At 66.7% G+C, this 22,945-nt stretch carries 19 protein-coding genes and 1 riboswitch; of the genes, 9 read left to right on the top strand and 10 right to left on the bottom strand.

Features of this window, described 5'->3' with window-relative positions:
- Positions 1-11 precede the first annotated feature (11 nt).
- The 5 genes from AKI39_RS22240 to gshA form a co-directional block, all read right to left on the bottom strand.
- A complete protein-coding gene (locus AKI39_RS22240; RefSeq protein WP_066641019.1) occupies positions 12-2,057 on the bottom strand; it encodes a TRAP transporter large permease in 2,046 nt (681 codons plus the stop codon).
- Entirely contained in the window at positions 2,054-2,677 is a 624-nt protein-coding gene (locus AKI39_RS22235; RefSeq protein WP_066641017.1) for a TRAP transporter small permease subunit, read from the bottom strand. Before AKI39_RS22235 ends, AKI39_RS22240 begins: the two co-directional genes overlap by 4 nt.
- A 58-nt stretch (positions 2,678-2,735) precedes the next feature.
- Positions 2,736-3,857 carry a TRAP transporter substrate-binding protein gene (locus tag AKI39_RS22230; protein ID WP_066641015.1) on the bottom strand — a complete coding sequence of 374 codons (1,122 nt, stop codon included), beginning with the start codon at positions 3,855-3,857 and terminating at the stop codon, positions 2,736-2,738.
- A 286-nt stretch (positions 3,858-4,143) separates the two neighbouring features.
- Positions 4,144-4,695, bottom strand: a complete 552-nt coding sequence (locus tag AKI39_RS22225; RefSeq protein WP_066641013.1) for a lipocalin family protein — start codon at positions 4,693-4,695, stop codon at positions 4,144-4,146.
- A 133-nt stretch (positions 4,696-4,828) separates the two neighbouring features.
- Positions 4,829-6,415, bottom strand: coding sequence for a glutamate--cysteine ligase (gene gshA, locus AKI39_RS22220; protein ID WP_066641011.1), 1,587 nt, complete (start codon positions 6,413-6,415; stop codon positions 4,829-4,831).
- 137 nt (positions 6,416-6,552) lie between these two features.
- Here gshA and AKI39_RS22215 point away from each other — a divergent pair, with 137 nt between their 5' ends.
- Positions 6,553-7,179, top strand: coding sequence for a hypothetical protein (locus AKI39_RS22215; RefSeq protein WP_235610699.1), 627 nt, complete (start codon positions 6,553-6,555; stop codon positions 7,177-7,179).
- Positions 7,180-7,185: 6 nt separating this feature from the next.
- Here AKI39_RS22215 and AKI39_RS22210 read toward each other — a convergent pair whose 3' ends face one another.
- Positions 7,186-7,413, bottom strand: coding sequence for a helix-turn-helix domain-containing protein (locus AKI39_RS22210; RefSeq protein ID WP_066643601.1), 228 nt, complete (start codon positions 7,411-7,413; stop codon positions 7,186-7,188).
- A gap of 200 nt (positions 7,414-7,613) precedes the next feature.
- A riboswitch (SAM riboswitch) is annotated at positions 7,614-7,692 on the top strand.
- Here AKI39_RS22210 and metX point away from each other — a divergent pair.
- The 6 genes from metX (at position 7,682) to AKI39_RS22180 (ending at position 15,043) form a co-directional block, all read left to right on the top strand.
- On the top strand, positions 7,682-9,088 hold the full coding sequence (gene metX / locus AKI39_RS22205) for a homoserine O-succinyltransferase MetX (protein WP_338012409.1): 1,407 nt from the start codon (positions 7,682-7,684) through the stop codon (positions 9,086-9,088). Its footprint overlaps the riboswitch before it by 11 nt.
- Complete coding sequence (gene metW / locus AKI39_RS22200; protein WP_066641009.1) at positions 9,085-9,690, top strand: methionine biosynthesis protein MetW; 606 nt, start codon at positions 9,085-9,087, stop codon at positions 9,688-9,690. Before metX ends, metW begins: the two co-directional genes overlap by 4 nt.
- A gap of 84 nt (positions 9,691-9,774) precedes the next feature.
- The gene (locus AKI39_RS22195; protein ID WP_145925351.1) at positions 9,775-10,968 is read left to right on the top strand and encodes a muropeptide transporter; all 1,194 of its coding nucleotides are present in this window, start codon (positions 9,775-9,777) and stop codon (positions 10,966-10,968) included.
- 48 nt (positions 10,969-11,016) lie between these two features.
- Complete coding sequence (locus AKI39_RS22190; protein ID WP_066641006.1) at positions 11,017-11,898, top strand: universal stress protein; 882 nt, start codon at positions 11,017-11,019, stop codon at positions 11,896-11,898.
- Positions 11,899-11,978: 80 nt separating this feature from the next.
- Positions 11,979-12,827, top strand: coding sequence for a universal stress protein (locus AKI39_RS22185; protein ID WP_066641005.1), 849 nt, complete (start codon positions 11,979-11,981; stop codon positions 12,825-12,827).
- Between the two features lie 134 nt (positions 12,828-12,961).
- A complete protein-coding gene (locus AKI39_RS22180; protein ID WP_066641004.1) occupies positions 12,962-15,043 on the top strand; it encodes a putative bifunctional diguanylate cyclase/phosphodiesterase in 2,082 nt (693 codons plus the stop codon).
- Positions 15,044-16,119: 1,076 nt separating this feature from the next.
- Here AKI39_RS22180 and AKI39_RS22175 read toward each other — a convergent pair.
- A complete protein-coding gene (locus tag AKI39_RS22175; RefSeq protein ID WP_066641001.1) occupies positions 16,120-16,902 on the bottom strand; it encodes an exodeoxyribonuclease III in 783 nt (260 codons plus the stop codon).
- A 302-nt stretch (positions 16,903-17,204) separates the two neighbouring features.
- Here AKI39_RS22175 and pyrE point away from each other — a divergent pair, with 302 nt between their 5' ends.
- Entirely contained in the window at positions 17,205-17,885 is a 681-nt protein-coding gene (gene pyrE, locus AKI39_RS22170; RefSeq protein ID WP_066640998.1) for an orotate phosphoribosyltransferase, read from the top strand.
- Positions 17,886-17,963: 78 nt separating this feature from the next.
- On the opposite strand, the gene gatB is transcribed toward pyrE, so the two are convergent.
- The 3 genes from gatB to gatC form a co-directional block, all read right to left on the bottom strand.
- Entirely contained in the window at positions 17,964-19,418 is a 1,455-nt protein-coding gene (gatB, locus tag AKI39_RS22165; protein ID WP_066640994.1) for an Asp-tRNA(Asn)/Glu-tRNA(Gln) amidotransferase subunit GatB, read from the bottom strand.
- Between the two features lie 380 nt (positions 19,419-19,798).
- Positions 19,799-21,325: an Asp-tRNA(Asn)/Glu-tRNA(Gln) amidotransferase subunit GatA gene (gene gatA / locus AKI39_RS22160; RefSeq protein ID WP_066640992.1), complete on the bottom strand. Its 1,527-nt coding sequence runs from the start codon at positions 21,323-21,325 to the stop codon at positions 19,799-19,801.
- Positions 21,326-21,327: 2 nt separating this feature from the next.
- Positions 21,328-21,636 carry an Asp-tRNA(Asn)/Glu-tRNA(Gln) amidotransferase subunit GatC gene (gene gatC, locus AKI39_RS22155; protein ID WP_066640990.1) on the bottom strand — a complete coding sequence of 103 codons (309 nt, stop codon included), beginning with the start codon at positions 21,634-21,636 and terminating at the stop codon, positions 21,328-21,330.
- 217 nt (positions 21,637-21,853) lie between these two features.
- Here gatC and AKI39_RS22150 point away from each other — a divergent pair, with 217 nt between their 5' ends.
- The gene (locus AKI39_RS22150; protein ID WP_066640988.1) at positions 21,854-22,897 is read left to right on the top strand and encodes a rod shape-determining protein; all 1,044 of its coding nucleotides are present in this window, start codon (positions 21,854-21,856) and stop codon (positions 22,895-22,897) included.
- Positions 22,898-22,945 lie beyond the last annotated feature (48 nt).

Below are 22,945 nucleotides of genomic sequence, written 5' to 3'. Positions count from 1 at the left end.
GCATCTCCGCTTCAGTCGTACAGCAGTTTGGGCAGCCACAGGCCGATGCCCGGGAAGGCGTACAGCAACAGGATGGCAAGGATCTGTATGCCCATGAACGGCATCATGCCAAGGAATATCTGGTTCAGGGTGACGTGCCGTGGCGCCACGCCCTTCAGGTAGAAGGCCGACATCGCGACCGGCGGCGACAGGAAGGCGGTCTGCAGGTTCAGCGCGACCAGCAGGCCGAAGAACAGGGGGTCGATGTCGAACGCCGTCAGCAGCGGAACGAAGATGGGCATGAAGATCACGATGATCTCCGTCCATTCCAGCGGCCAGCCCAGCAGGAAAATAATGACCTGCGCCAGGAGCAGGAATTGCAGCTTGCCCAGGCCCAGCGACAGCACCCAGGACTCGACGATGGCCTGGCCGCCCAGCAGGGCGAAGGCGGCCGAGAATATCGACGAGCCGACGAACAGCCAGCACACCATGGCGGTGGTTTTGGCGGTCAGGTAGACCGATTCCTTCAGCATCGGCATGTTCAGCCGACGATAGGCCAGGGCAAGCAGGGCGCCGCCCAGCGCGCCCATCGCGGCGGCTTCGCTGGGCGTGGCCAGGCCGAAGGTGATCGAGCCCAGCACCGCGGCGATCATGATGGCCAGGGGGAAGAACGATTCCATCAGCAGGCGGAAGAGCAGCAGGCGCTGCCAGTTCAACGTCAGATAAAAGCCGGCGACGATCGCGGCGCATATGGCGAATCCGATCCAATAGCCCCCAGGTGCCGCCAGGCGCTCGGCATCGCCGGATGGCGCGCCGGCCGTCTGCGCCGGGGCGCGGCCAGGCGGTGCGGCATGGGCGGCACCCGCACCCTGGTCCGGTTTGCCCACCGCCGGCGGTTCAGCAAGTCCATCCGCCGTTGGTGACTGTGCTGATGCGACTGGCGGCTCGGCCAATGTTGCGGAAGGGTCGGCCAATGCCACGGGAGGTTCTGCCAAGCCACCCGCGCCGGGCGGTTCCGCCAACCCGCCGGGCTCGGCCAGGCTGCCTGCATCGGTCGTCCCTTCGGCCGATCCCAGCCGCAGTTCCTCCGGGATGTCATAGATGGCCGCGGGTGTCGTTACCATCTGGTGCACGGTGCCCATGACGATCGCGAACAGCGCCAGCGGGGCCAAGGCCACCGCCAGATGGGTCCACAGGAAAAGCCGCGAGGCGGCGGCCGATCCCGCGCGCGGCTGGAACAGCGCGGTCAGCAAGCCGGCCATCGCATTGCCGGGCTGCGCCCGCGCTACCCGCGCGGCGTCCTCCGGCAGGGGAATGCGACGTTCGTCGACGGGCAGCGGGGGCGCCAGGGCGGGCTTAAGCGCGGACACCAGGATCACGTACACGATATAAAGCCCCGCTAGCATGATGCCGGGAAAGAGGGCGCCCGCGTACAGCTGCACCACCGACACGCCCGTGGTCGCGCCGTAGACGATCAACATCACGGAGGGTGGGATCAGGATGCCCAGGCAGCCGCCGGCGGTGATGGAACCGGCCGTCAGCCTGACGCTGTATCCGGCCTTCAGCATGGCCGGCATCGCCAGCAGCCCCATCAGGGTCACCACCGCGCCGACGATCCCGGTCGCCGTGGCGAAGATCGCGCAGGTGACCAGCGTGGCCACCGCCAGCGCACCGGGCAGGCGGGCCAGCGCCAGGTGCATGGAGCGGAACAGCTTTTCGATCAGGTTGGCCCGCTCGACCAGGTAACCCATGAACACGAACAGCGGAATGGAAATCAGCGACTCGTTGGTCATGGTGGCATAGGCCCGCTGCACCATCAGATCCAGCGTCTGCTTTACCGCGCGCAGCGTGAAGCCGTCGCCTTGCATGGAGTAGGAAAAGAACGTGAACAGCACGCCCATGCCCATCAGCGTGAACGCCGTGGGAAACCCCAGCATGATCGCGACGACGATCAGGGCCAGCATCAGCAGGCCGATATGCGCCGACGTCAGGCTGCCCCATGGCGTCAGGAAGGCGATCATCGCCACGATGATGCCGATGCAGGAATAGCCGAACCAGAGCGCCCTGTTGGTCTTCATGAGCGGTTTCCCTGCCCGGTGGCGTAGCGGTCCAGTTCGGCGATGTCTTCGTCCTTGACCTGCACCATTTCCTTCAGCTTGTCGACGTCGACTTCCTCGACATCGTCGGCGCGGCGCGGCCAGGCGCCGTGGCGCAGGCACAGCACGCAGCGGCAGATCTCCGCGATGCCTTGCAGCAGCAGGAAGGCGCCGGCGATGGGGATGAAGACCTTGAAGGGGTAGATCGGCGGGCCATTGGCCATCAGCGACGAATGCTCGCGGATAGCGATGGATTCGCCTGCGTAGTACCAGCCAGCCCACACCAGCGCGGTGACGCCCGGCACGAAGAACACGATGTACAGTGCCAGGTCCAGTCCCGCCTGAACGCGCGGGCGCAGAAAGCCGTAGAGGATGTCCCCGCGCACATGGCCGTTCTTCGCCAGCGTGTAGGCGCCCGACATCATGAACATGACGCCGTAGTACATCACCTGCATATCGAAGGCCCACGCGCTGGGACGATGGAACAGGTAGCGCGCCATTACTTCCCAGCAGACGTGCACGGTCAGCGCCACGATGAGCCAGGCAAACGCCTTTCCCACGGCGGTCGACAGCCGGTCGACGAAACGGATGAAGGCCATCATGGGAAAGGCAAGCCTCCTGCGGTCATGTCATGGCGCAATGAACCCGTGGCGCATCCGGTCACGCCTTGGAGGGCGCTGCGAAGTAGTGGTTGTAGGCCATGCGGAAATTCACCTGCGTATCGCCCTGCCATTTGCCGGCGCGCTGGGCAAAGGCCCTTTGCGAATCCAGCACCTTCTTGAACAAGGGGTTTTCCGCGGAGCGCCGCTCGATCATCTCATCCCAGATCTTCAGCTGCTGCTGCAGGATCGCGTCCGGTGTTTTGTAGAACTTGACCTTGCGCTCGTTCTGCAGAACCAGATAGTCCTGGGAATAGCGGTTCGCGGCTTTCCACGACATGTCGGCGCTGGACGCCTGCGCCGCGTAGCGCAGCAGATGCTTCAGGTGATCGGGCAGGGTGTTGTACTTGTCCTTGTTGAACAGGATCTCGAACTGCTCGGCGCTCTGGTGGAAGCTTTGCAGCATGCACACCTTGGAAACGTCGGCAAAGCCCAACGCCAGGTCGGACGATGCGTTGTTGAACTCGGCGCCGTCCAGCAGCCCGCGATCGAGCGCCGGGACGATTTCGCCGCCGGGCAGGGCGTTCACCGCCGCGCCCATGGCCGTGTACATGTCGATGGCCAGCCCGACAGTGCGGAACTTGATCCCTTTCATTTCCTCCACCCGGGTTATTGGCTTCTTGAACCAGCCGAAGGGCTGCGTCGGCATCGGCCCGTACATCAGCGACACCACGTTCACGCCCATGGCCTTCTGGATTTCCTCCAGCAGGTCCTTGCCGCCGCCGTATTCATGCCAGGCGAGCAGCATGTTGGCGTCCATGCCGAAGGCCGGGCCCGATCCCCACAGCGCGACGGCGGTGTTCTTTCCGTACCAATAGGCGACCACACCATGGCCACCATCCAGCGTCCCGGCGGATACCGCGTCCAGCAGGTCGAAGGCCTTGACGACCGCCCCGGCCGGCAGGACTTCGATGCGCAACTGGCCGCCCGCCATTTCGTTGACCTTGCGGGCGTAGTCCTGGGCGAATTCGTGAAAGATGTCCTTGGACGGCCAGGTACTCTGGAAGCGGAAGGTGATCGGCGCTTGCGCGGGGGCGATCGCGGGAAATCCCAGGGCGGCGACGCCCGCCGCCGCCGTGGCCCCCGATAGAAATTTGCGGCGTGAACGAGTCTGGCGTTGCATGGCATGTCTCCTGTTGGCTGCTTGAGGACCATCGTTTTGTATGGAACCCGACTTCCCAACCGTGCTCTGCCGTCCGCTGTTTCGCGGTGCTCGGGCGGCGCCAACGCCGCACCACGCGCGTGGACTGCAGCGTTCCGAGACCCCCTGCTGTTTTCTTGTGGTGTTGTTGTGTTTTGTCGTGCGCGGGCATCCCTATCTGGAATTACACGCGCATGCTCGTCTGTTGACAATTGCCTGAAGGCCCGGACTAACCCGGAGCCGATCCACCCGACGGCCTAGACCGCGCCTATTGAGCGCCTGATTTGGCGTCGCTCTGCGGCGTATAGATGAGCTTGTCGACCGGATAGCCTTGGGTCCGCGCGATCGATCTGGCCTGGTCCAGATCGGCGGGCGACAGCCGCGGCGTGCGCGAGAGTATCCAGAGCGACTTGCGACCGGGCGAGCCGACCACGGACCAGCTGTAATCCGGTGCCAGCCCCAGGATCCAGTAATCCCCGGTGAAGGGCGGCAGGAAGGTGACTTCCAGCTTGGCGTTATTGCTGCCGGGTACGGGCCGCGCCGTGCCATGCGCCGTGCGAATATCGCCGTCCTTGGTGCGGCAGCTGTTTTCGACGTTGATCGTATGCTCGTCCCGGATGGAATACAGGGCGATGCTGTCGCCGACGCAATAACGCTGGTAGAAGCGGGGCAGCCGGGCGATTTCGTACCATTTGCCCAGATAGCTGCGCAGGTCCACGGAGGAAACCGGCAAGGGGTCGGCGGGCTGGGCGGCCCGCACCGGTATCGCGGCGCCCAGGCCGGCCACGCACACGTACGCGATGCAGGCCCGAAGATGCATGGAAGTCCTCGCGGGTAGGATGCCGGCACGCCGGTAGGGGCTGTCCGGCACCGTCCGCTACATCATACCGGCGTCGTGTTGCAACGTCGTGGCGCCTTGCATCGCCGCTGCCGCGCCGTACGCCGGCTGGTGCTCATGCGCGCGGAACGGCACAGGAGGGCGGCTTCAGCGCCTGGTGGTAGCGTGACACATAGGTCTCGAAATCGATCGTATCGCCAGCCTCGATGGCCGCCTGTTCCGCCAGCGATGCACGGGCCTTGTCCGCGTACGAGGCCGCCTTGTCCGCGCCCAAGGGCGTGTCCAGCAGGGACTGCGCGTGGCCGCGGCTTTGTGCCAGCGTGTATTCCAGGAAGCTGGCGCCGTTGCGCTTCAGTTCGTCCAGCAGCCGCGCCGAGGGCGTGGATTGCGGTTCGTCCAGCTTGCCCGCTTGCGCGGCAACGGCCTGCCGGTATGCCTGTCCGCCGTAGGCCGCGTCCAGCAGCTCGGCATAGGGGACGATGCGGTCCAGCAGTTCCTTGCCCCACAGCGGCAGCGCGATGGGCGCGCCCTCGCGCAGCAGCTCCAGGCCCGGCTTGCGGCCTTCGTTGACCACGCGGTTGAAGTTGCTGGCGCTGTTGCTACAGAACCCGGCATCGTCGAAGTAGGGGCTGTCGGTGGTTGCGCAGAACAGCAGGAAGGCATCAACGAAACGCGCGGTCTGGGCCGCGATGCCCACCGGTTCGAAGGGATCGATGTCCAGGCAGCGCACTTCGACGTATTGCACGCCGCGTTCGGCCAGCGCGGTGATCGGCCGTTCGCAGCGTCCGGTGGCGCGTTTCGGGCGGATGCTCGAGTAGTACTCGTTTTCGATCTGCAGGATGTTGGTGTTCAGCTGGATCCATTCGCCGTCGCGATGCGTGCCGATGGCCTCGTACGCTGGCCATGGCATGGTGACGGCGGCGTATAGCCGCTGCAGGAAGGTGGATAGATCGTTGTAGCAGGGCTTGAGCTGCGACTGCGCCGGGTTGTGGTAGCCCAGGTCTCCCATGCGCAGGCTGGTGGCGTGCGGCAGGTACAGCGTGTCGCCGTCCAGCGATTGCAGGGGATGTTCGCGGCCGCGCAGGAAGTCCTTGGACAGGGCCGGCGCGGCGCCGAACAGGTACATCAGCAGCCAGGAATAGCGCGTGAAATTGCGGATCAGGCTGATGTAGCCGGCGGAGCGGCGCTCCTGGTCGGTGGCGCCAGGCTGTTCCAGCAGGCTCCAGATGCGATCGTCCAGCGAAAAGTTGTAGTGCACGCCGGCGATGCACTGCATGGTCTTGCCGTAGCGGTGGGCCAGGCCGCGCCGGTAGACGTGCTTGAGCATGCCGGTATTGGACGTACCGTACCAGGCAATGGGAATGTGGGCCTCGTCCGGCAGCGCGGCGGGCATGGACTGGTTCCAGATGAGTTCGCCGTCCAGGTTGGCATAGACGAAGCGATGGATGTCTTCCAGTTCGCCGATCAGCCCGGCGACGTTGTCCTGCGTGCCGGTGATCAACTCCAGCAAGGCCTCGGAATAGTCGGTGGTGACGTGCTCGTTGGTCAGCGCCGAACCCAGCGCGGCCGGATGCGGGGTACGCGCCAACTGGCCGCCGGCATCGATCCGCAGGCCCTCTTTTTCTATGCCGCGCAGGGTGCGGGTAAGCAGATCCCGGTTGGCGTCCAGGCGGGCAAGGCGGCGGGCGGAGATATCGGTCACGGCGGGGCTTCTTGTAGTCCAGGTTGATGGAAACCGATTTTACGGGTTGCGTCCCCGGCCGCGCGAAGTAACCCGCGCGGCCCAGGGATAATCGCCGCGGCATCCGATGCCATACCCGGCATGGGCGACAATGGCGCATGACCGTTATACGCCAGCGGGCCGGCGACATGGAAAAAGCGACGCAAGAACAATACGCGATACGTGAAACTGGCATGCCTGGCGGCGCCAGCCCTGGCGCGCCGGTCCGGCCTGCCCGCCGCATGGCTTGCCTGGCGCTTTGCGCCCTGCTTGTGAGCGCATGCACGCCCACCTATAACTGGCGGGAAGTCCTCATCGCCGATGGCGCCGCGCGCGCCGCGTTTCCTGCCCGCACCACGACCGATACGCGCGATATCGGCCTGGGAGGCCAGACGCTGCGCTTTTCCCTGACGTCCGCGCGGGTGGGCGATGCGGTATTCGCGGTGGGATACGCGCCCTTGCCGCAGGCCCTGGCTGGCGATCCCGCCGGGCAGCGCGACCTGGCGGCCGCGCTCGTGCGCGCGCTGTACCAGAACCTGCGTGTCCAGCCGCCGCCGGCGCCGCCGCCGTACGGAACCGATATCGAAGTGCGCGGGCAGGCCGGCGGCCAGCCCGTCTGGGCCCTGGGCCGGGTCTGGGTCCAGGGCGGCCTGCTGGTGGAGGCGGTGGCCACCGGATCGGAGCAAGGCCTGCCCTTGGCCCCGGCACGCGAATTCGTCGGTTCCGTGCGTTTCGACGCTCGTTGACGCGAGTCAGCGGCTGCCGCCGATGCGGAATGCGGCCAGCAAGCCGCAGGTCAGGGCGGTGGCGACCGCCGCGCGCCGGTTGCGGGCGCTCAGTTTCCGGCAGGCATTTTGCAAATGGAAGTTCACGGTTCGCTCGCTGACGCCCAGGATCATGGCGGTTTCCCGGCTGGTCTTGCCGGCGGCGGCCCACTGCAGGCAGGCGGCCTCGCGTTCGGACAACTTCTTCTCTGGCATCGGGGGATCGCTGCCGTTGCGGCGAGGGATATGGCGGGGGATGGCGGAATGCCGGCGCATCTTGCAATAAGCGGTGGACGGCGCCCAGCGATGACACGGACGGGAATTGCGGCGGCGATTCCGGGCCGAGAAGCCCGCGACGCGGGCATGGCCTTGTGCGTAGCCGGCAGGGTCCCGCGCCGATGCTAGAATCTGCCATTCATTCGGTTGGCGCCGATTTGCCTGATCCGCTTGCGGGCGCCTGATAAATCCAGCTAAAGAGGTCTGCATGACTGCAACCATCGAGCAATCCGCCGGCGCGGCGGCTTCCGCGCAATCCGCCGGCTCTCAATCCGCCGGCACGCAATCCCCCGGCACGCAATCCTTTCCATCGCCATCCCAAGCGGGCCATCCGGGCGCGGCCCCGGACATAGGGCCTGGTACTCTCGCGGCCAGTCCCGGCGCGGCCTGCGCGCCGGCGCCCGGCACCGTTGCCGATGCAAACCGGCATGCGGCCGCCGCCCGTAGCGTCGGGGTGGTGGCCCCGGTGTTCCTGAAGTTCGATCAGCCCCTCCCGCTGGCCAGCGGCCTATCCCTGCCGTCCTACGAGCTGGCGGTGGAAACCTACGGTACGCTCAACGCCCAGCGCACCAATGCGGTGCTGGTGTGCCACGCGCTGAATGCCTCGCACCACGTCGCGGGCGTCGCGGCCGACGATCCCGGCGACATCGGCTGGTGGGACAACATGGTCGGCCCGGGCAAGCCGGTGGATACCGACCGCTTCTTCGTGATCGGCATCAACAACCTGGGGTCGTGCTTCGGGTCCACGGGACCGGCCAGCATCAATCCGGATACCGGCAAGCCCTGGGGCGCCGCGTTCCCGGTCCTGACCGTCGAAGACTGGGTGCACGCCCAGGCCAGGGTGGCGGATCACTTCGGTATCGAACGTTTCGCCGCTGTCATGGGCGGATCGCTGGGCGGGATGCAGGCCCTGGGCTGGGCTACGGCCTGCCCGGAACGCGTGGCGCACTGCGTCGTGATCGCCAGCACGCCGCGGCTGTCGGCGCAGAACATCGGCTTCAACGAGGTGGCGCGGCGGGCCATCATCACCGACCCGGACTTTCACGGCGGCGACTACTACGCGCACGGCACCGTGCCGCATCGGGGACTGGCGGTGGCGCGCATGCTCGGCCACATCACCTATCTGTCGCAGGACGACATGGCGGAAAAATTCGGCCGCACGCAGCGCTCGCCGGGCATCAACGGCGAATACCGCTACGGCTACGACGTCGAGTTCGAAGTGGAGTCGTACCTGCGCTACCAGGGCGAAAAGTTCTCCCGCTATTTCGACGCGAATACCTATCTGCTGATCACGCGCGCGCTGGATTACTTCGATCCGTCCCGCACGCACGGCGGCGACCTGGCCCGCGCGCTGGCGGCCGCGCGGGCGGGCTTCCTGCTGGTGTCCTTCAGCACGGACTGGCGCTTCCCGCCGGAACGCTCGCGCGAGATCGTGCGCGCCCTGCTGAAGAACGGCCGGCCCGTCACCTATGCGGAAATCGACGCCCCGCATGGCCACGATGCCTTCCTGCTGGACGACACGCGCTACCACGCGGTCGTCCGGGCCTATTACGATCGCATCGCGCATGAATTGGGGCTGCCGCCCCGCGCCATTGAGCACAGGGGGGCCGAATGAACGCGCCCGCGGCGACGACGGAATTGCGGGCCGATCTGGCCCGCATCGCCAGCTGGATCACGCCCGGATCGCGGGTACTGGACCTGGGCTGCGGCGACGGCGAACTGCTGGCCTGGCTGCGCGACGAACGCCAGGTCCGTGGGGCGGGCGTTGAAATCGACGACAACTACGTGATCGCCTGCGTGCGCCGGGGAGTGGACGTCATCCAGCAGAACCTGGAAGATGGCCTGGCGCTGTTCGACGAAGGCCAGTTCGATACGGTGGTGCTGTCGCAGACGCTGCAGTCCATGCATCGCAGCGAACACATCCTGCGTGAAATGGCCCGCGTGGCGCGCTACGGCGTGGTGTCCTTTCCCAACTTCGGCTACTGGCCGCATGGCTGGTCCATCCTGCGCGGACGCATGCCGGTGACGGGACAAATGCCGTACGAGTGGTACAACACGCCCAACATTCATCTGTGCACGCTGCGGGATTTCGAGGACCTGGCCGCCAAGCTGGGCCTGCGCATCCTGCAGCGGGCAACGTTCAACGACGACCGGGAGGTGCGGCTGCTGCCGGGATGGCGCAGCACCCTGGCGGTCTACCGCTTCGCCGCCGGCTAAGGCCTGGCGGCCGCGGCCATCCCGTCACGGAGACCACGTATTTCATACGCTGCCCAACTTTATGCCAGCCGCCGCGTCGCGCCCATGCTGGCCCTGGGTTTTTCCAGCGGCCTGCCGCTGGCGCTGACCAGCGGGACATTGCAGGCATGGGCCACCGTGGCGGGCGTATCGCTGCAGGACATCGGTTTCCTGACCCTGGTGGGCACGGCCTATACGCTCAAGTTCCTGTGGGCGCCGCTGATCGACCGTTATGCCGTTCCCGTGCTGGGGCGGCGGCGCGGCTGGATGCTGGCCACCCAGTTGGCGCTGGCGGCCGGCATCGCGGGCATGGGGCTGCTGTCGCCGGACAGCGCGCTGCTGCCCCTGGCGCTGCTGGCGGTGATCGTGGCGTTTTTTTCCGCGACGCAGGATATCGCCTTCGACGCCTACAGCACCGATGTCCTGCAAAAGGAAGAGCGCGGCGCGGGCGCGGCGGTGAAGGTGCTGGGCTACCGCATCGCCATGCTGGTGTCCGGCGGGCTGGCGCTGATCCTGGCCGACGGCTGGCTGGGCTGGGGCAATACCTATGTGCTGATGGGCGCGCTCATGGCCGTGGGCGTCCTGGCCACGCTGTGGGCACCGGAACCCGATCGCCCGGCGGTGGCGCCGCGCAGCCTGGCGCATGCCGTATCGGACCCGCTGCGGGAATTTTTTTCGCGGCGCGGCGCCATCAGCCTGCTGACCTTGATCGTGCTGTACAAACTCGGCGATGCCTTCGCGGGCGCCTTGTCCACCACCTTCCTGTTGCGCGGCGGCGGCTTCACCCCGACGGAAGTCGGCACGGTCAATAAAGTACTGGGCCTGGCGGCCACCATCGTCGGCGCGCTGGCCGGCGGCTCCATCATGGCCCGCATCGGGCTCTATCGCTCGCTGATGCTGTTCGGCGTGCTGCAGGCGGTGTCCAACCTGGGCTACTGGCTGGTGGCGCTCAAGCCCGGCAGCCTGCCCTTGATGGTGGGCGCCGTCGGCATGGAGAACCTGTGCGGCGGCCTGGGTACGGCGGCCTTCGTGGCGCTGGTCATGGCCTTGTGCCGCCAGGAATTTTCCGCGACGCAGTACGCGCTGCTGTCGGCCGTCGCGGCGGTGGGGCGTACCTATCTGGCGGGGCCCTTGACGCCCGTCCTGGTCGAAAGGATGGGTTGGGCCTGGTTCTTCGTGGTGACGGTAGTGATCGCGCTGCCTGGCCTTATCCTGCTGTACCTGCGGCGCCGCGAAATCGAGGCGCTGGATAAGGTGTAAATCGGCCGTGCCGGGTGATAATGGCCTTACGGCAATCCGGAGACCATCATGCCGACGACCGCGCACACGCATGCCGCTGCTCCCGTCCTTGTTGCCACCGATCTCAGCGCGCAGGGCGACCGCGCCCTGGATCGCGCCGTGGTGCTCGCGCGGGAGCTGGGCGCGCGCCTGATCGCGCTGCATGTGCTGGAGCCAGGGACTTCCGCCGCCGCGGGTGGCGCGCCGTCCTGGCACCGCTTGACCGAAGACCACCGCGAATGGGCGAGCTATCGCCTGGGCCTGGACCTGGATGGCGCCGGCATCGACACCGATATCCACGTGGAAAGCGGCGATCCCGCGGAGCACATTCTGCATCTGGCACAGGCGTGCGGATGCGGGCTGGTCGTCACCGGCGTGGGCCGCAACGAATCCCTGGGCAGATTGCTGCTGGGCTCCACGGTCAGGAAGGTGGTGCGGCACGTGGCGGTGCCGGTGCTGGTCGTGAAAACGCGGCCGCACGGTACCTATCCGAAGGGCGTAGTGGCAACCGATTTCTCGCCGGAGTCCGGCCATGCGCTGGGCCTGGCGGCGCGGCTCCTGCCGCGTACGCCCTTGACCGTTTTCCATGCCTGCGACACCGTGCTGGGCATGCCGGGCGACGCCGCGCACGCGCCGGAGTCGCTACAGCACGACCTGGACCATGAAATGCGCGGTTTCCTGGCCGATATCGCCGGACTGCCGCCGGGCGTGCCGGCCGATACGACGGTCCAGTACGGCGAGCCCGAAACGCTGCTGTCCGAATACGTTTTCCGCACCCGGTGCGACCTGGTGGTGGCGGGCGCTCAGCGCATGAAGGGCATCATGGGCGCGATGGTGGGCAGTGTCGCGGAGCGCCTTCTGGAGTCGCTTCCCAGCGATGTGATGCTGGTGCGCGGACAGGCCGTGCCGTAGCGCGGCCGCCGCCGGACCAGGCGGTCCAATGCCCCAACGAGAATGGACCACGGGGCGGGGAATCATTCCGGGAGACTATCATGCACAGCTTTTCGGGGCCTATCCTGCTTGCCACGGACCTGAGCGCGCGTGGCGATCGCGCCCTGGATCGCGCGCTGTTGCTGGCGCGCCAGCTCGGTACGTCCGTGATCGCCCTGCATGTCATCGAATCGCAGATCCGTGCGCTGCTGACGCCGCAGCGGCCGCCCGCGGAAAGGGAAGCCCGTGCGCGCCGTGCGCTGCTGCGCGACCTGGAGGGCGTCGACGTCGAGGTGGAGGTCATGGTCCATTGCGGCGATCCCGTCCGGCTGTTGGGGCAGGCCGCCGACGAAAACGGCTGCGGCCTGATCGTCGCGGGCGTGGCGCGCGACGAGACGCTGGGCCGCATCCTGCTGGGCACGACGGTCGAAAAGCTGGTGCGCGAATCGTCCAGGCCGGTCCTGGTGGTCAAGCGCCGCGCCTGGCGGCCATACGGCAACGCGCTGGTGGCCTGCGACTTTTCCGAGGGCGCGCGCATCGCCCTGCGCGCCGCCCTGGCCCTGCTGCCGGCGGAAAGGCTGACGCTGTTCCATGCCTTCGACCTGCCCGGCAACCGCAAGGACGAGGTGACCGCGAAGGGATTCCAGCGCACCGCCGAGGAAGCGGCAGCGCAGTTCCTGGAAAACACGCCGGAGCTGCAAGGCGGCGAGAAACCCCGGATACAGGTCGCGGCGGGCGTGGCAGAGCGGGTACTCGTGGCCTACGCCGACCAGGTGGATTGCGAGCTGCTGGTCACGGGGACGCATGGGGCCACCGGCTTGACCCGTACCGCCATCGGCAGCGTAGCCGACGCCTTGATCGAAAAAGCGCCATGCGACGTCCTTGTGGTCCGCCAGCCGGCGCGCGGATAGGGACGTGACCTGCACCGATATGTAAGCTGCCCTTAAGTATTTTTGAATTTTGCCGATATCCCGTAAAGGGTGGTTGCCGCTCCATCGGGCGGGGCGCGATCGGCGGCACGAGCCGCACCTCCAAGGAATCGGATATGTACGTCGGCAGCTATAACGTGGCGCTGGTGCTGTGTTCACTGGCCGTCGCGGTGCTTGCCGCCTATGCGGCGTTGGATATGGCCGGCCGCATCGGGTCGGCGCGAGGACCGGCGGCGCGCTGGTGGCTGGCCGGCGGCGCGTGTGCCATCGGGCTAGGCATCTGGTCCATGCATTTTGTGGGCATGCTGGCCTTCAGCCTTCCCATCCCCCTGGGCTATGACGTCGGCCTGACGTCTCTGTCCCTGTTCATCGGCGTCGCTTCGGCCGTCTTCGCCCTGTGGCTGGTCTGCCAGGAGCGTCTGCCCTGGCGCAGGCTGAGTGCCGGTGCCCTGCTGATGGGCGTCGGCGTGGCGGGCATGCACTACACCGGCATGGCGGCTCTGCGGATGGCGCCCGGCATCCAGTACCAGCCGGCGCTGTTCGCGCTTTCGGTGCTGATCGCCATCGGTGCTTCGGGCTGCGCGTTGTGGATCGCGTTCAAGCTGCGGCACGCCGTGCGCCATGCGCGTACGCTGCGCGCCGCCGCCGCGTTGGTGATGGGCGGTGCGATCGTCGGCATGCACTACACGGGCATGGCCGCGGCGCAGTTTCCGCTGGGCAGCGTTTGCGGCGCCGCGGGCAGCGGCGTGGACAGCAACTGGCTGGCGATCGTCATCATCATCGTCACCCTGGCGGTCATCGCCATTGCCCTGGTCACTTCCGTGCTGGACCTGCGCATGGAGGCCCGCACCTCCGTCCTTGCATCCTCGTTGGCGCACGCCAACCAGGAACTGGCTTATCTGGCGCTGCACGACAACCTGACCAAGCTGCCCAACCGCCTGCTGCTGGAAGACCGCTTGCAGCAGGCCATCCATACTTCCACCCGCGAGCGCACCTGCTTTGCCGTGATGTTCATGGACCTCGACGGCTTCAAGGCGGTGAACGACGCCTATGGCCACCACATCGGGGACCGCCTGCTGATGGAGGTGGCGGCCCGCATCCGCGTCAATGTGCGCGGGCAGGATACGGTGGCGCGCCTGGGTGGGGACGAGTTCGTGCTGGTGACGCAGGTCGAGGAACCGGCCGATGCCGCCACGATCGCGTCCAAGCTGGTCCGCATCATCGAGGACGAATTCGAGGTCGAGGGACAGCCGCTGCACGTCTCGGCGAGCGTAGGCATCGCGGTCTATCCGGGTAACGGGACGGACCAGCACGAGCTGCTGGCCAACGCCGATGCCGCGATGTATTTCGCCAAATCGTCGGGGCGCAATACCTACTGCTATTTCGAAGCATCGATGAACCAGGACGTCCAGGGCCAGGTGGAGCTGCTGCGCGACCTGCGGCACGCGCTGATCCGCGACGAGCTCATCCTGGAGTATCAGCCGAAGTTCCACGCGGCCTCCGGCGAGGTGGTCGGCGCCGAAGCGCTGGTGCGCTGGAACCATCCGCGGCGCGGCATGGTGCAACCGGCGGCGTTCATCCCCCTGGCGGAAAAAACCGGGCTGATCATCCAGATCGGCGAATGGGTGCTGGACGAAGCCTGTCGCCAGATGAAGTGTTGGCACGAGGCTGGCCATACCGATTGGTCCATGGCCGTGAACCTTTCCCTGCAGCAGTTCAATCACGCGGGCCTGGTGCAGGTCGTGCGCAACACCCTGGCGCGGCACGGGCTGCAGGCGGGCAGCCTGACGCTGGAAATTACCGAAACCACGGCGATGCGCGACGTCGAGGCGACGTTGGCCACTCTGGGCCAGCTGCATGGCATGGGGGTGAAGATTTCGATCGACGACTTCGGCACGGGCTATTCCAGCCTCATGTACCTGAAGCGCCTGCCGGCCACCGAACTGAAGATCGATCGCGGTTTCGTGCGCGAGCTGGAACGCGACTCCGAGGACGCCGCCATCGTATCGGCGATCGTCGCACTGGGGCAGACGCTGAACCTGCGGATCGTGGCCGAAGGCGTGGAAACCCGCGAACAGCAGGAGTTCTTGACCCGGCTGGGCTGCGATTCTCTGCAGGGTTTCCTGCTGGGGCGGCCAATGTCGGCGGAGGGGTTCATCGAAGCGGCGATGGCGCCGCGCGGGTTGCGGGTCGCTTAGGTGGCTTGTCGAATTGGGCTTTCTCAGTGTGCGGAGTTCCGTGGTGTGTGGAGGTCGGTTTGCTAATGCCGTCCGTCGGGGGCGAGGCCTGTCGGGGCCGGCCCGATCGGGCGGTCGGGCGCGCGGGCGCCCGACACCACATCGCTGACCTCGTCCGCCGGGCGTTCGGTGCGGTGTTTTTGTTGATGGCGTCCGCGCCTCGGCTCCCTTCGGTACCCGCTCGTTCGCCCTCAACGGGCCAGCCCCGACAGGCCTCACCCCCGACGGACTCCGTTGTGCCTTAATCACGTGTCGCTGGGACGAGCTGTGTGCTTGGCACTTCGTGGGTTTGTGCGTTTCGGCGATGGAAGATCTTGGACTGCCCGTCGCTTCGAGGCCGCCCAGCGCGGCCCCGAAGCGCCTACGCGGCTGCGGTATGCAGCGGGCGTTGTGGCGCGACGTGTCGTCGATATTGTGGGCGGTTGTGGCATGCCGGGATTCCGCTTATTGCCGCCATCGGCGCACGCGACAACCACCGCATGACCTAAGCGCGTAAGTCGTTCATGGCCGCGCTGGGCGGCCATGAACGGCGGGCAGTGCAAGACCTTCCATCGGCTGAGACAGATACCGATAGCAATCCACGATCTTGGCCCATCTTGGAATCCACTTGTTCGCCCCGATCCACGCACGCCAGCAACAGCCGCATGACGCAATCACGTAAGTCGTTCATGGCCGCGCTGGGCGGCCATGAACGACGGGCAGTGCAAGATGTTCCTTTGCCGAAACGCACACACCCACGAAGTGCCAAGCACACAACCCGTCCCAACGGCCGGTGATTAAGGCACAACGGAGTCCGTCGGGGGCGGGGCCTGTCGGGGCTGGCCCGTTGAGGGCGAACGAGCGGGTACCGAAGGGAGCCGAGGCGCGGACGCCATCAAGAAAAACACCGGCACCGAACGCCCGGCGGACGAGGTCAGCGATGTGGTGTCGGGCGCCCGCGCGCCCGACCGCCCGATCGGGCCGGCCCCGACAGGCCCCGCCCCCGGCGGACGGCATCAGTAAACCAAATCCCATCAGCGCCCAAAAGGGCTAACCACCTACAACACCGTGTCGTAATCGATTATCAGCGGCGCATGATCGCTGAAGCGCTCGTCCTTGTAGATGGCGGCGGCCTTGGCCGTGGCGGCGATTTCCGGGGTGGCGATCTGGTAGTCGATCCGCCAGCCGACGTTCTTGGCCCAGGCCTGCCCGCGGTTGCTCCACCACGTATAGGCTTCGCCGGTGGCCTCCGGATGCAGGCGTCGATAGACGTCGGTCCAGCCCAGGTCGGCGAAAACCTTGGTCAACCAGGCGCGTTCCTCCGGCAGGAAGCCGCTGTTCTTCATGTTGCCCTTCCAGTTCTTCAGGTCGATCTCGTTGTGCGCGATGTTCCAGTCGCCGCACAGCACGACCTGCCGCCCGCATTTCACCAACGTGGCCAGGTGGGTGTAGAAGTGCTCCATGAAGGCGAATTTGGCGGTCTGCCGGTGTTCGCCGCTGGATCCCGACGGCAGGTAGACCGAAATGATCGAATGCTGGTCGTAGACCAGTTCCAGGTAGCGGCCTTCGCTGTCGATTTCCGGCACGCCCAGGCCTTCGATGACCTGCAGCGGCTGGGTGCGGGCGTAGACCCCGACCCCGCTGTAGCCCTTCTTTTCGGCGTAGTGGAAATAGCCGTACAGCCCCGGCGGGTTGAGCATTTCCAGCGTCATGTCGGCCGCCTGGGCCTTCAGTTCCTGCAGGCAGATGAAGTCGGCGTTCTGCTTGGCCACCCAGGGAAAGAAGCCTTTGTTCGCGGCGGAGCGGATGCCGTTCAGGTTTGCGGAGATGATGCGCAGCATGTTGGCCAGGGATAGGAGGACGGCCGCTAGCGTACCTGAAATCGAGCCCACCCCCGAAGCGCTGCGCGCTTCCCCCTCGAGGGGGCGACGCTGGCGGACCGGCGGAGCCGGATCCGCTGCGTCCCCCGTCGGGCCGCACCTGTTTCATGCGACGCGGGTGGCGGGCGGCGGCATGGATAACTGAAATGGGTACCCGCGTGCTGGGACTGGCGGCGGCCGGCACCGGCAGGGCTCGGCCTGGCTCGGCGGACGGAGCAGGCATAATTCCGGTTTCTCTCGAATTTCCCGTTTCCGGTGACCGTATGACCGCTTCCGCCGCTCCCTCCGTCCAGTTCGTGCGTTTCGCCCTAGACCAGGGCGTGCTGCGTTTCGGAAGTTTCAAGGTCAAATCGGGGCGCATCAGCCCGTATTTCTTCAATGCCGGGCTGTTCAGCGACGGTGCTTCCATGAATCGCCTGGGGGCCTTCTATGCCCGGGCCTTGCTGGATTCCGGGCTGCCCTTCGACATGCTCTTCGGCCCGGCCTACAAGGGCATTCCACTGGCGACCGCCGCGGCCATGGCGCTGGCCGCCGATCCGCGCGGTGGCGGCCGGGCGATTCCCTTCGCCTACAACCGCAAGGAAGCCAAGGACCACGGCGAAGGCGGCACGCTGGTCGGCGCGCCGCTCAAGGGCAAGGTCGTCATCATCGACGACGTGATCACCGCGGGGACGTCGGTGCGCGAATCCGTGGACATCATCCGTGCCGCGGGCGCCGAACCCGCCGCCGTGCTGATCGCGCTGGACCGCATGGAACGCGCCGGGCCGGACGATGCGCTGTCCGCGCATTCCGCGGTGCAGGACGTCGCACGCACCTACGGCATTCCGGTGGTCAGCATCGCTTCGCTGACCGATATCCTGAAGCTGATGGAGAACGCGACGGAATTCGCCGAGCATCGGCAGGCCGTGCTGGCGTATCGCCAGAAATACGGCGTGGCCGGCTGAAGAACGAAAGCCCCGGGAACGGGGCTTGTCGTGGCCTCGCGCCGGCCGGTGCGAGGCGCCTTCCGGCGTTGGCAGGCCCTAGCCCAGCTTCTGCTTCAGCAGCTCGTTGACCTGCTGCGGGTTGGCCTTGCCCTTGGCAGCCTTCATGATCTGGCCGACCAGGGAATTGAAGGCCTTCTGCTTGCCTGCCCGGTATTCCTCCACCACGGCGGGATTGGCCGCCAGCACCTCGTCGATCATGGCGCCGATGGCGCCTGTATCGCTGATCTGCTTGAGCCCGCGTGCTTCGATGATGGCGTCGGGCTGGCCGCCCTGCTCCCCGGCCCACATGCCGGCGAACACGTCGCGGGCGATCTTGTTGGAGATCGTGCCGTCCAGGATGCGCGCGATCAGCGCGGCCAGGGCGGGCGCCGGCACCGGCGAGGCGGCAACCTCGATTTCGGAACGGTTCAGGGCGGCGGCCAGCTCGCCCATGATCCAGTTGGCGGCCTGCTTGGCCTGGCCCGCCGGCAGGGCGCGGGCAACGGCTTCGAAGTAGTCCGCCATGTCGCGGCTGGTGGTCAGCTGGGCGGCATCGTAGGCGGACAGGCCGTACTGGTCCTCGAAGCGCGCCCGAATGTCGGCAGGCAGCTCCGGCATGGTGGCGCGCACTTCGTCCACCCATGCTTGCGAGATCACCAGCGGGGGCAGATCCGGATCGGGGAAGTAGCGGTAATCGTGCGCGTCTTCCTTGCTGCGCATGCTGCGCGTTTCGTCGCGGTCCGCGTCGTACAGGCGGGTTTCCTGCACCACGGTGCCGCCGTCCTCGATCAGCTCGATCTGGCGCCGTGCCTCGTACACGATGGCACGTTCCAGGAAACGGAAGGAATTGACGTTCTTGATTTCGGTGCGCGTGCCGAATTCCTTCTGCCCCATGGGGCGCACCGACACGTTGGCGTCGCAGCGGAACGAGCCTTCCTGCATGTTGCCGTCGCAGATGCCCAGCCAGACGACCAGGCTGTGCAGGGCGCGGGCGTAGGCGACCGCTTCGGCGGCGGAGCGCATTTCCGGTTCGCTGACGATTTCCAGCAGGGGCGTGCCGGCCCGGTTCAGGTCGATGCCGCTGGCCGGCGCCCCGTTGGCCAGGTGGAATTCATCGTGCAGCGACTTGCCGGCGTCTTCTTCCAGATGGGCCCGGGTCAGCTGCACGGTCTTGGCCGTTTCGCCGACGAAGAACGAAAGGGACCCGCCGACGACGACGGGGATTTCGTACTGGCTGATCTGGTAGCCCTTGGGCAGGTCGGGGTAGAAGTAGTTCTTGCGCGCGAAGATGGAGCGCGGCGAAACCTGCCCGCCCACCGCCAGGCCGAAGCGGATGGCGCGTTCGGCGGCGGCGCGGTTCATCACCGGCAGGCTGCCGGGCAGGGCCAGGTCGACCACGTTGGCCTGCGTGTTGGGCGCGGCGCCGAAGCGCGTGCTGCTGCCCGAAAAGATCTTCGAGTCGGTGGAAAGCTGGGTGTGCGTTTCCAGCCCGATGACGATTTCCCAGTTCATGTCAGTAGTCCATTGCTCTTTGCGCCATCTGCGACGCATGAAACGGGTAATCCCGTTCCGGGACGCCGAAGATCCGGCTTTGCCGGCCCGCCAGCGTCGCTCCCTTTGAGGGGAAAGCGCCAGCGCTTCGGTGTTGTGTTCTATATCGCATTAAACAGCTCTTTCCCCATCCGGGACGCCGCGGATCCGGCTTTGCCGGTCCGCCGGCGTCGCCCCCCTTGAGGGGGAAGCGCGAAGCGCTTCGGGGGTGGTTTTCATATCGCATTAAACAGCTCTGCCCGATCCGGGACGCCGCGGATCCGGCTTTGCCGGTCCGCCAGCGTCGCCCCCTTGAGGGGGAAGCGCGAAGCGCTTCGGGGGTGGGTTATTCCCGGGGTGGACTATTCCGGCATGCGCTGATGCCAGTCGGTCACGTGTTGGTAGCGGTCGGCGATTGCCAGCAGGCGGCCTTCGTCGAAATAGTTGCCGATGATCTGCAGGCCGACGGGCCGGCGGGCATGCGCGCCGGTGCCGAAGCCGCACGGCACCGACATGGCGGGCAGGCCGGCCAGGCTGACGCCCAGCGTGTAGACGTCGGCTAGCCAATCGGCGGTGGGATCGTCGCGGTTTTCGCCGATGTTCTTGGCCACCGTCGGCGCCACCGGCCCCATGATCACGTCGCACTGCGCCAAGGCGCGCTGGAAGTCCTGCGCGATCAGGCGGCGCAGGCGCTGTGCCTGCAGGTAGTAGGCGTCGTAATAGCCGTGCGACAGCACGTAGGTGCCGATCAGGATGCGCCGCCGCACTTCGTCGCCGAAGCCTTCCGCGCGGGAGCGGCTGATCATTTCCGTCAGGTCGCCGTACTCGGCCGTGCGATGGCCGTAGCGCACGCCGTCGTAGCGCGCCAGGTTGCTGGACGCTTCGGCGGGCGCGATGACGTAGTAGGCGGGGATCGCGAGTTCGGTGCGCGGCAGCGAGATGTCGACGCGCCGCGCGCCCAGGGCTTCGAACTGCGCCAGGGCGGCCTCCACGGCCGCGCGGACTTCGTCGGACAGGCCCGCGCCGACGTATTCCGCCGGGACGCCGATGCGCAGGCCGGCCAGCGGCTTGCCGCCGGCGGCGTCGTAGGCGCCCTGGGCGGCGTCGAAGTCGCGCCGCACGCGGCCCGGTTCGTTGGCGTCCTTGCCGCAGCGTTCGACGCTGGTGGCGTCGCGCGGGTCGAAGCCGGCCATGGCGTCCAGCAGGGCCAGGGCGTCGCGGCTGCTGGCCGCCAGCGGGCCTGCCTGGTCCAGGCTGGAGCCGAAGGCGACGATGCCGAAGCGCGAGACGGTGCCATAGGTAGGCTTGATGCCGGTCACGCCGCACAGGGCGGCGGGCTGGCGCACCGAGCCGCCAGTGTCGGTGCCGGTAGCCGCGGCCACCAGGCGGGCCGCCACCGCGGCGGCCGAGCCGCCCGATGACCCGCCGGGCACCGCGGCGGTATCCCAGGGGTTGCGCACGGGGCCGAACGCGGAATTCTCGTTGCCGGAGCCCATGGCGAACTCATCGCAATTGAGCTTGCCGATGGACACGGCGCCTGCCTGCCGCAGGCGTTCGACCACCGTGGCGTCGAAGGGGCTGACATAGCCGTCCAGCATGCGACTGCCGGCCGTGGTGCGCCAGCCGCGCGTGACGAAGGCGTCCTTGTGGGCAATGGGAATACCGGTCAGCGGACCGGCCGTGCCGGCGGCCAGGGCAGCGTCCGCGGCGCGTGCCTCTTGCAGCGTCAGGTCGGCATCGATCTGCAGGAAGGCATTCAGGGCGGTGGCCGACTGGGCGGCGTCCAGCGCGCTGGACGCCAGTTCGACCGCGCTGACCTGGCGCTGTTCCAGCGCCTGCCGCAGGGCGGCGATATCGGCGAATTGGGTATGCAGGGCGGGTTTGCTCATGACTACTCCAGCACCTTGGGGACCAGGAACAGGCCGTCCTGCGCTTGCGGCGCATTGCGCATGAGCGCCGCCCGTTCGGCTTCGGAGCCGGATTCCGTTACGCGGTCTTCGCGCAGGCGCAGCGCCACGTCCTCGATCGCCGACAGCGGGTGCGCCATGGGCTCGACGCCCTCGGTGTCTTCCTGCTGCAGGCGCTCGATGATGTGCAGCATGCCGTTGAGCTCCTGCAGCGCGTGCGCGCGCCGTTCCGCGGTGAGCTCGATTCTGGCCAGCCGGGCAATGCGGGCCACGTCTTCGTCGTTTAGCGCCATGGGGAGGTGTAAAAAATGTGGGAGCCGCGGGGGCGGGCGTTACATGACAGGCCAGCAGTAGTTACAAAGCCTGGAATAGGCGGGATTTGCCGCCTATTTCCCTTGAAATTATAAGTTATCATTCACGGTTTAATCGCTGCACCCGGAGGCGCGCCTTTCTGGCTTGTGCCCGGTCGCAGTCACGTCCCAAATTCCTGATCTCGCTGAGCCTATATCCATGTTCGGATTCCTGCGTAGTTATTTTTCCAGCGATATGGCGATCGACCTCGGCACGGCCAATACGCTGATCTACGTTCGCGGCAAAGGCATCGTGCTGGATGAGCCATCCGTCGTCGCAATTCGCCATGAAGGTGGCGCGAGCGGCAAGAAAATCATCCAGGCCGTCGGCCACGAAGCCAAGCAGATGCTCGGCCGGGTGCCCGGCAACATCGAAGCCATCCGCCCCATGAAGGACGGCGTCATCGCCGACTTCACCGTCACCGAGCAAATGCTCAAGCAGTTCATCCGCATGGTGCACCCCCGCAACATGCTGGCCCCCAGCCCTCGCATCATCGTGTGCGTGCCCTGCGGTTCCACCCAGGTCGAACGGCGCGCCATCCGCGAATCGGCCCTGGGCGCGGGCGCGTCGCACGTCTACCTGATCGAAGAGCCCATGGCCGCGGCCATCGGCGCCGGCCTGGCGGTGTCCGACGCCAGCGGTTCGATGGTGGTGGACATCGGCGGCGGTACCACCGAAGTCGCGGTGATTTCCCTGGGCGGCATGGTGTACAAAGGCTCGGTGCGTGTCGGTGGCGACAAGTTCGACGAGGCCATCGTCAACTATATCCGCCGCAATTACGGCATGCTGATCGGTGAGCCGACCGCCGAACTGATCAAGAAGCAGATCGGTTCCGCCTTCCCCGGTTCGGAAGTCCGCGAAATCGAAGTCAAGGGCCGCAACCTGGCCGAGGGCGTGCCGCGCAGCTTCACGGTATCGTCCAACGAAATCCTGGAATCGCTGACCGATCCGCTGAACCAGATCGTGTCGGCGGTGAAGATCGCCCTGGAGCAGACGCCGCCCGAACTGGGCGCGGATATCACCGACAAGGGCATTGCACTGACCGGGGGCGGCGCGCTGCTGCGCGATCTGGACCGCCTGCTGCAGGAAGAAACCGGCCTGCCGGTGGTGGTGGCGGACGATCCGCTGACGTGCGTGGTGCGGGGCTGCGGCGAGGCCCTGGAACACCTGGAAAAGCTCGGCGCCATTTTCATCAACGATTGATCCATGCGCCTGGCCGCGGCCGCTTTGCCGAAGCGGCGACGGTGGGCG

It is taken from the genome of Bordetella sp. H567 (assembly GCF_001704295.1).
Classification (GTDB): Bacteria; Pseudomonadota; Gammaproteobacteria; order Burkholderiales; family Burkholderiaceae_B; genus Bordetella_C.
This window is presented reverse-complemented; position numbering and strand designations above follow the sequence as displayed.

Coding starts and splice junctions, on each gene's coding strand:
- AKI39_RS22240 (WP_066641019.1), bottom strand. CDS start 2,057: ATGAAGACCAACAGGGCGCTCTGGTTCGGCTATTCCTGCATCGGCATC.
- AKI39_RS22235 (WP_066641017.1), bottom strand. CDS start 2,677: ATGATGGCCTTCATCCGTTTCGTCGACCGGCTGTCGACCGCCGTGGGA.
- AKI39_RS22230 (WP_066641015.1), bottom strand. CDS start 3,857: ATGCAACGCCAGACTCGTTCACGCCGCAAATTTCTATCGGGGGCCACG.
- AKI39_RS22225 (WP_066641013.1), bottom strand. CDS start 4,695: ATGCATCTTCGGGCCTGCATCGCGTACGTGTGCGTGGCCGGCCTGGGC.
- AKI39_RS22215 (WP_235610699.1), top strand. CDS start 6,553: ATGACCGTTATACGCCAGCGGGCCGGCGACATGGAAAAAGCGACGCAA.
- AKI39_RS22210 (WP_066643601.1), bottom strand. CDS start 7,413: ATGCCAGAGAAGAAGTTGTCCGAACGCGAGGCCGCCTGCCTGCAGTGG.
- metX (WP_338012409.1), top strand. CDS start 7,682: ATGACTGCAACCATCGAGCAATCCGCCGGCGCGGCGGCTTCCGCGCAA.
- metW (WP_066641009.1), top strand. CDS start 9,085: ATGAACGCGCCCGCGGCGACGACGGAATTGCGGGCCGATCTGGCCCGC.
- AKI39_RS22195 (WP_145925351.1), top strand. CDS start 9,775: ATGCTGGCCCTGGGTTTTTCCAGCGGCCTGCCGCTGGCGCTGACCAGC.
- AKI39_RS22190 (WP_066641006.1), top strand. CDS start 11,017: ATGCCGACGACCGCGCACACGCATGCCGCTGCTCCCGTCCTTGTTGCC.
- AKI39_RS22185 (WP_066641005.1), top strand. CDS start 11,979: ATGCACAGCTTTTCGGGGCCTATCCTGCTTGCCACGGACCTGAGCGCG.
- AKI39_RS22180 (WP_066641004.1), top strand. CDS start 12,962: ATGTACGTCGGCAGCTATAACGTGGCGCTGGTGCTGTGTTCACTGGCC.
- AKI39_RS22175 (WP_066641001.1), bottom strand. CDS start 16,902: ATGCTGCGCATCATCTCCGCAAACCTGAACGGCATCCGCTCCGCCGCG.
- pyrE (WP_066640998.1), top strand. CDS start 17,205: ATGACCGCTTCCGCCGCTCCCTCCGTCCAGTTCGTGCGTTTCGCCCTA.
- gatB (WP_066640994.1), bottom strand. CDS start 19,418: ATGAACTGGGAAATCGTCATCGGGCTGGAAACGCACACCCAGCTTTCC.
- gatA (WP_066640992.1), bottom strand. CDS start 21,325: ATGAGCAAACCCGCCCTGCATACCCAATTCGCCGATATCGCCGCCCTG.
- gatC (WP_066640990.1), bottom strand. CDS start 21,636: ATGGCGCTAAACGACGAAGACGTGGCCCGCATTGCCCGGCTGGCCAGA.
- AKI39_RS22150 (WP_066640988.1), top strand. CDS start 21,854: ATGTTCGGATTCCTGCGTAGTTATTTTTCCAGCGATATGGCGATCGAC.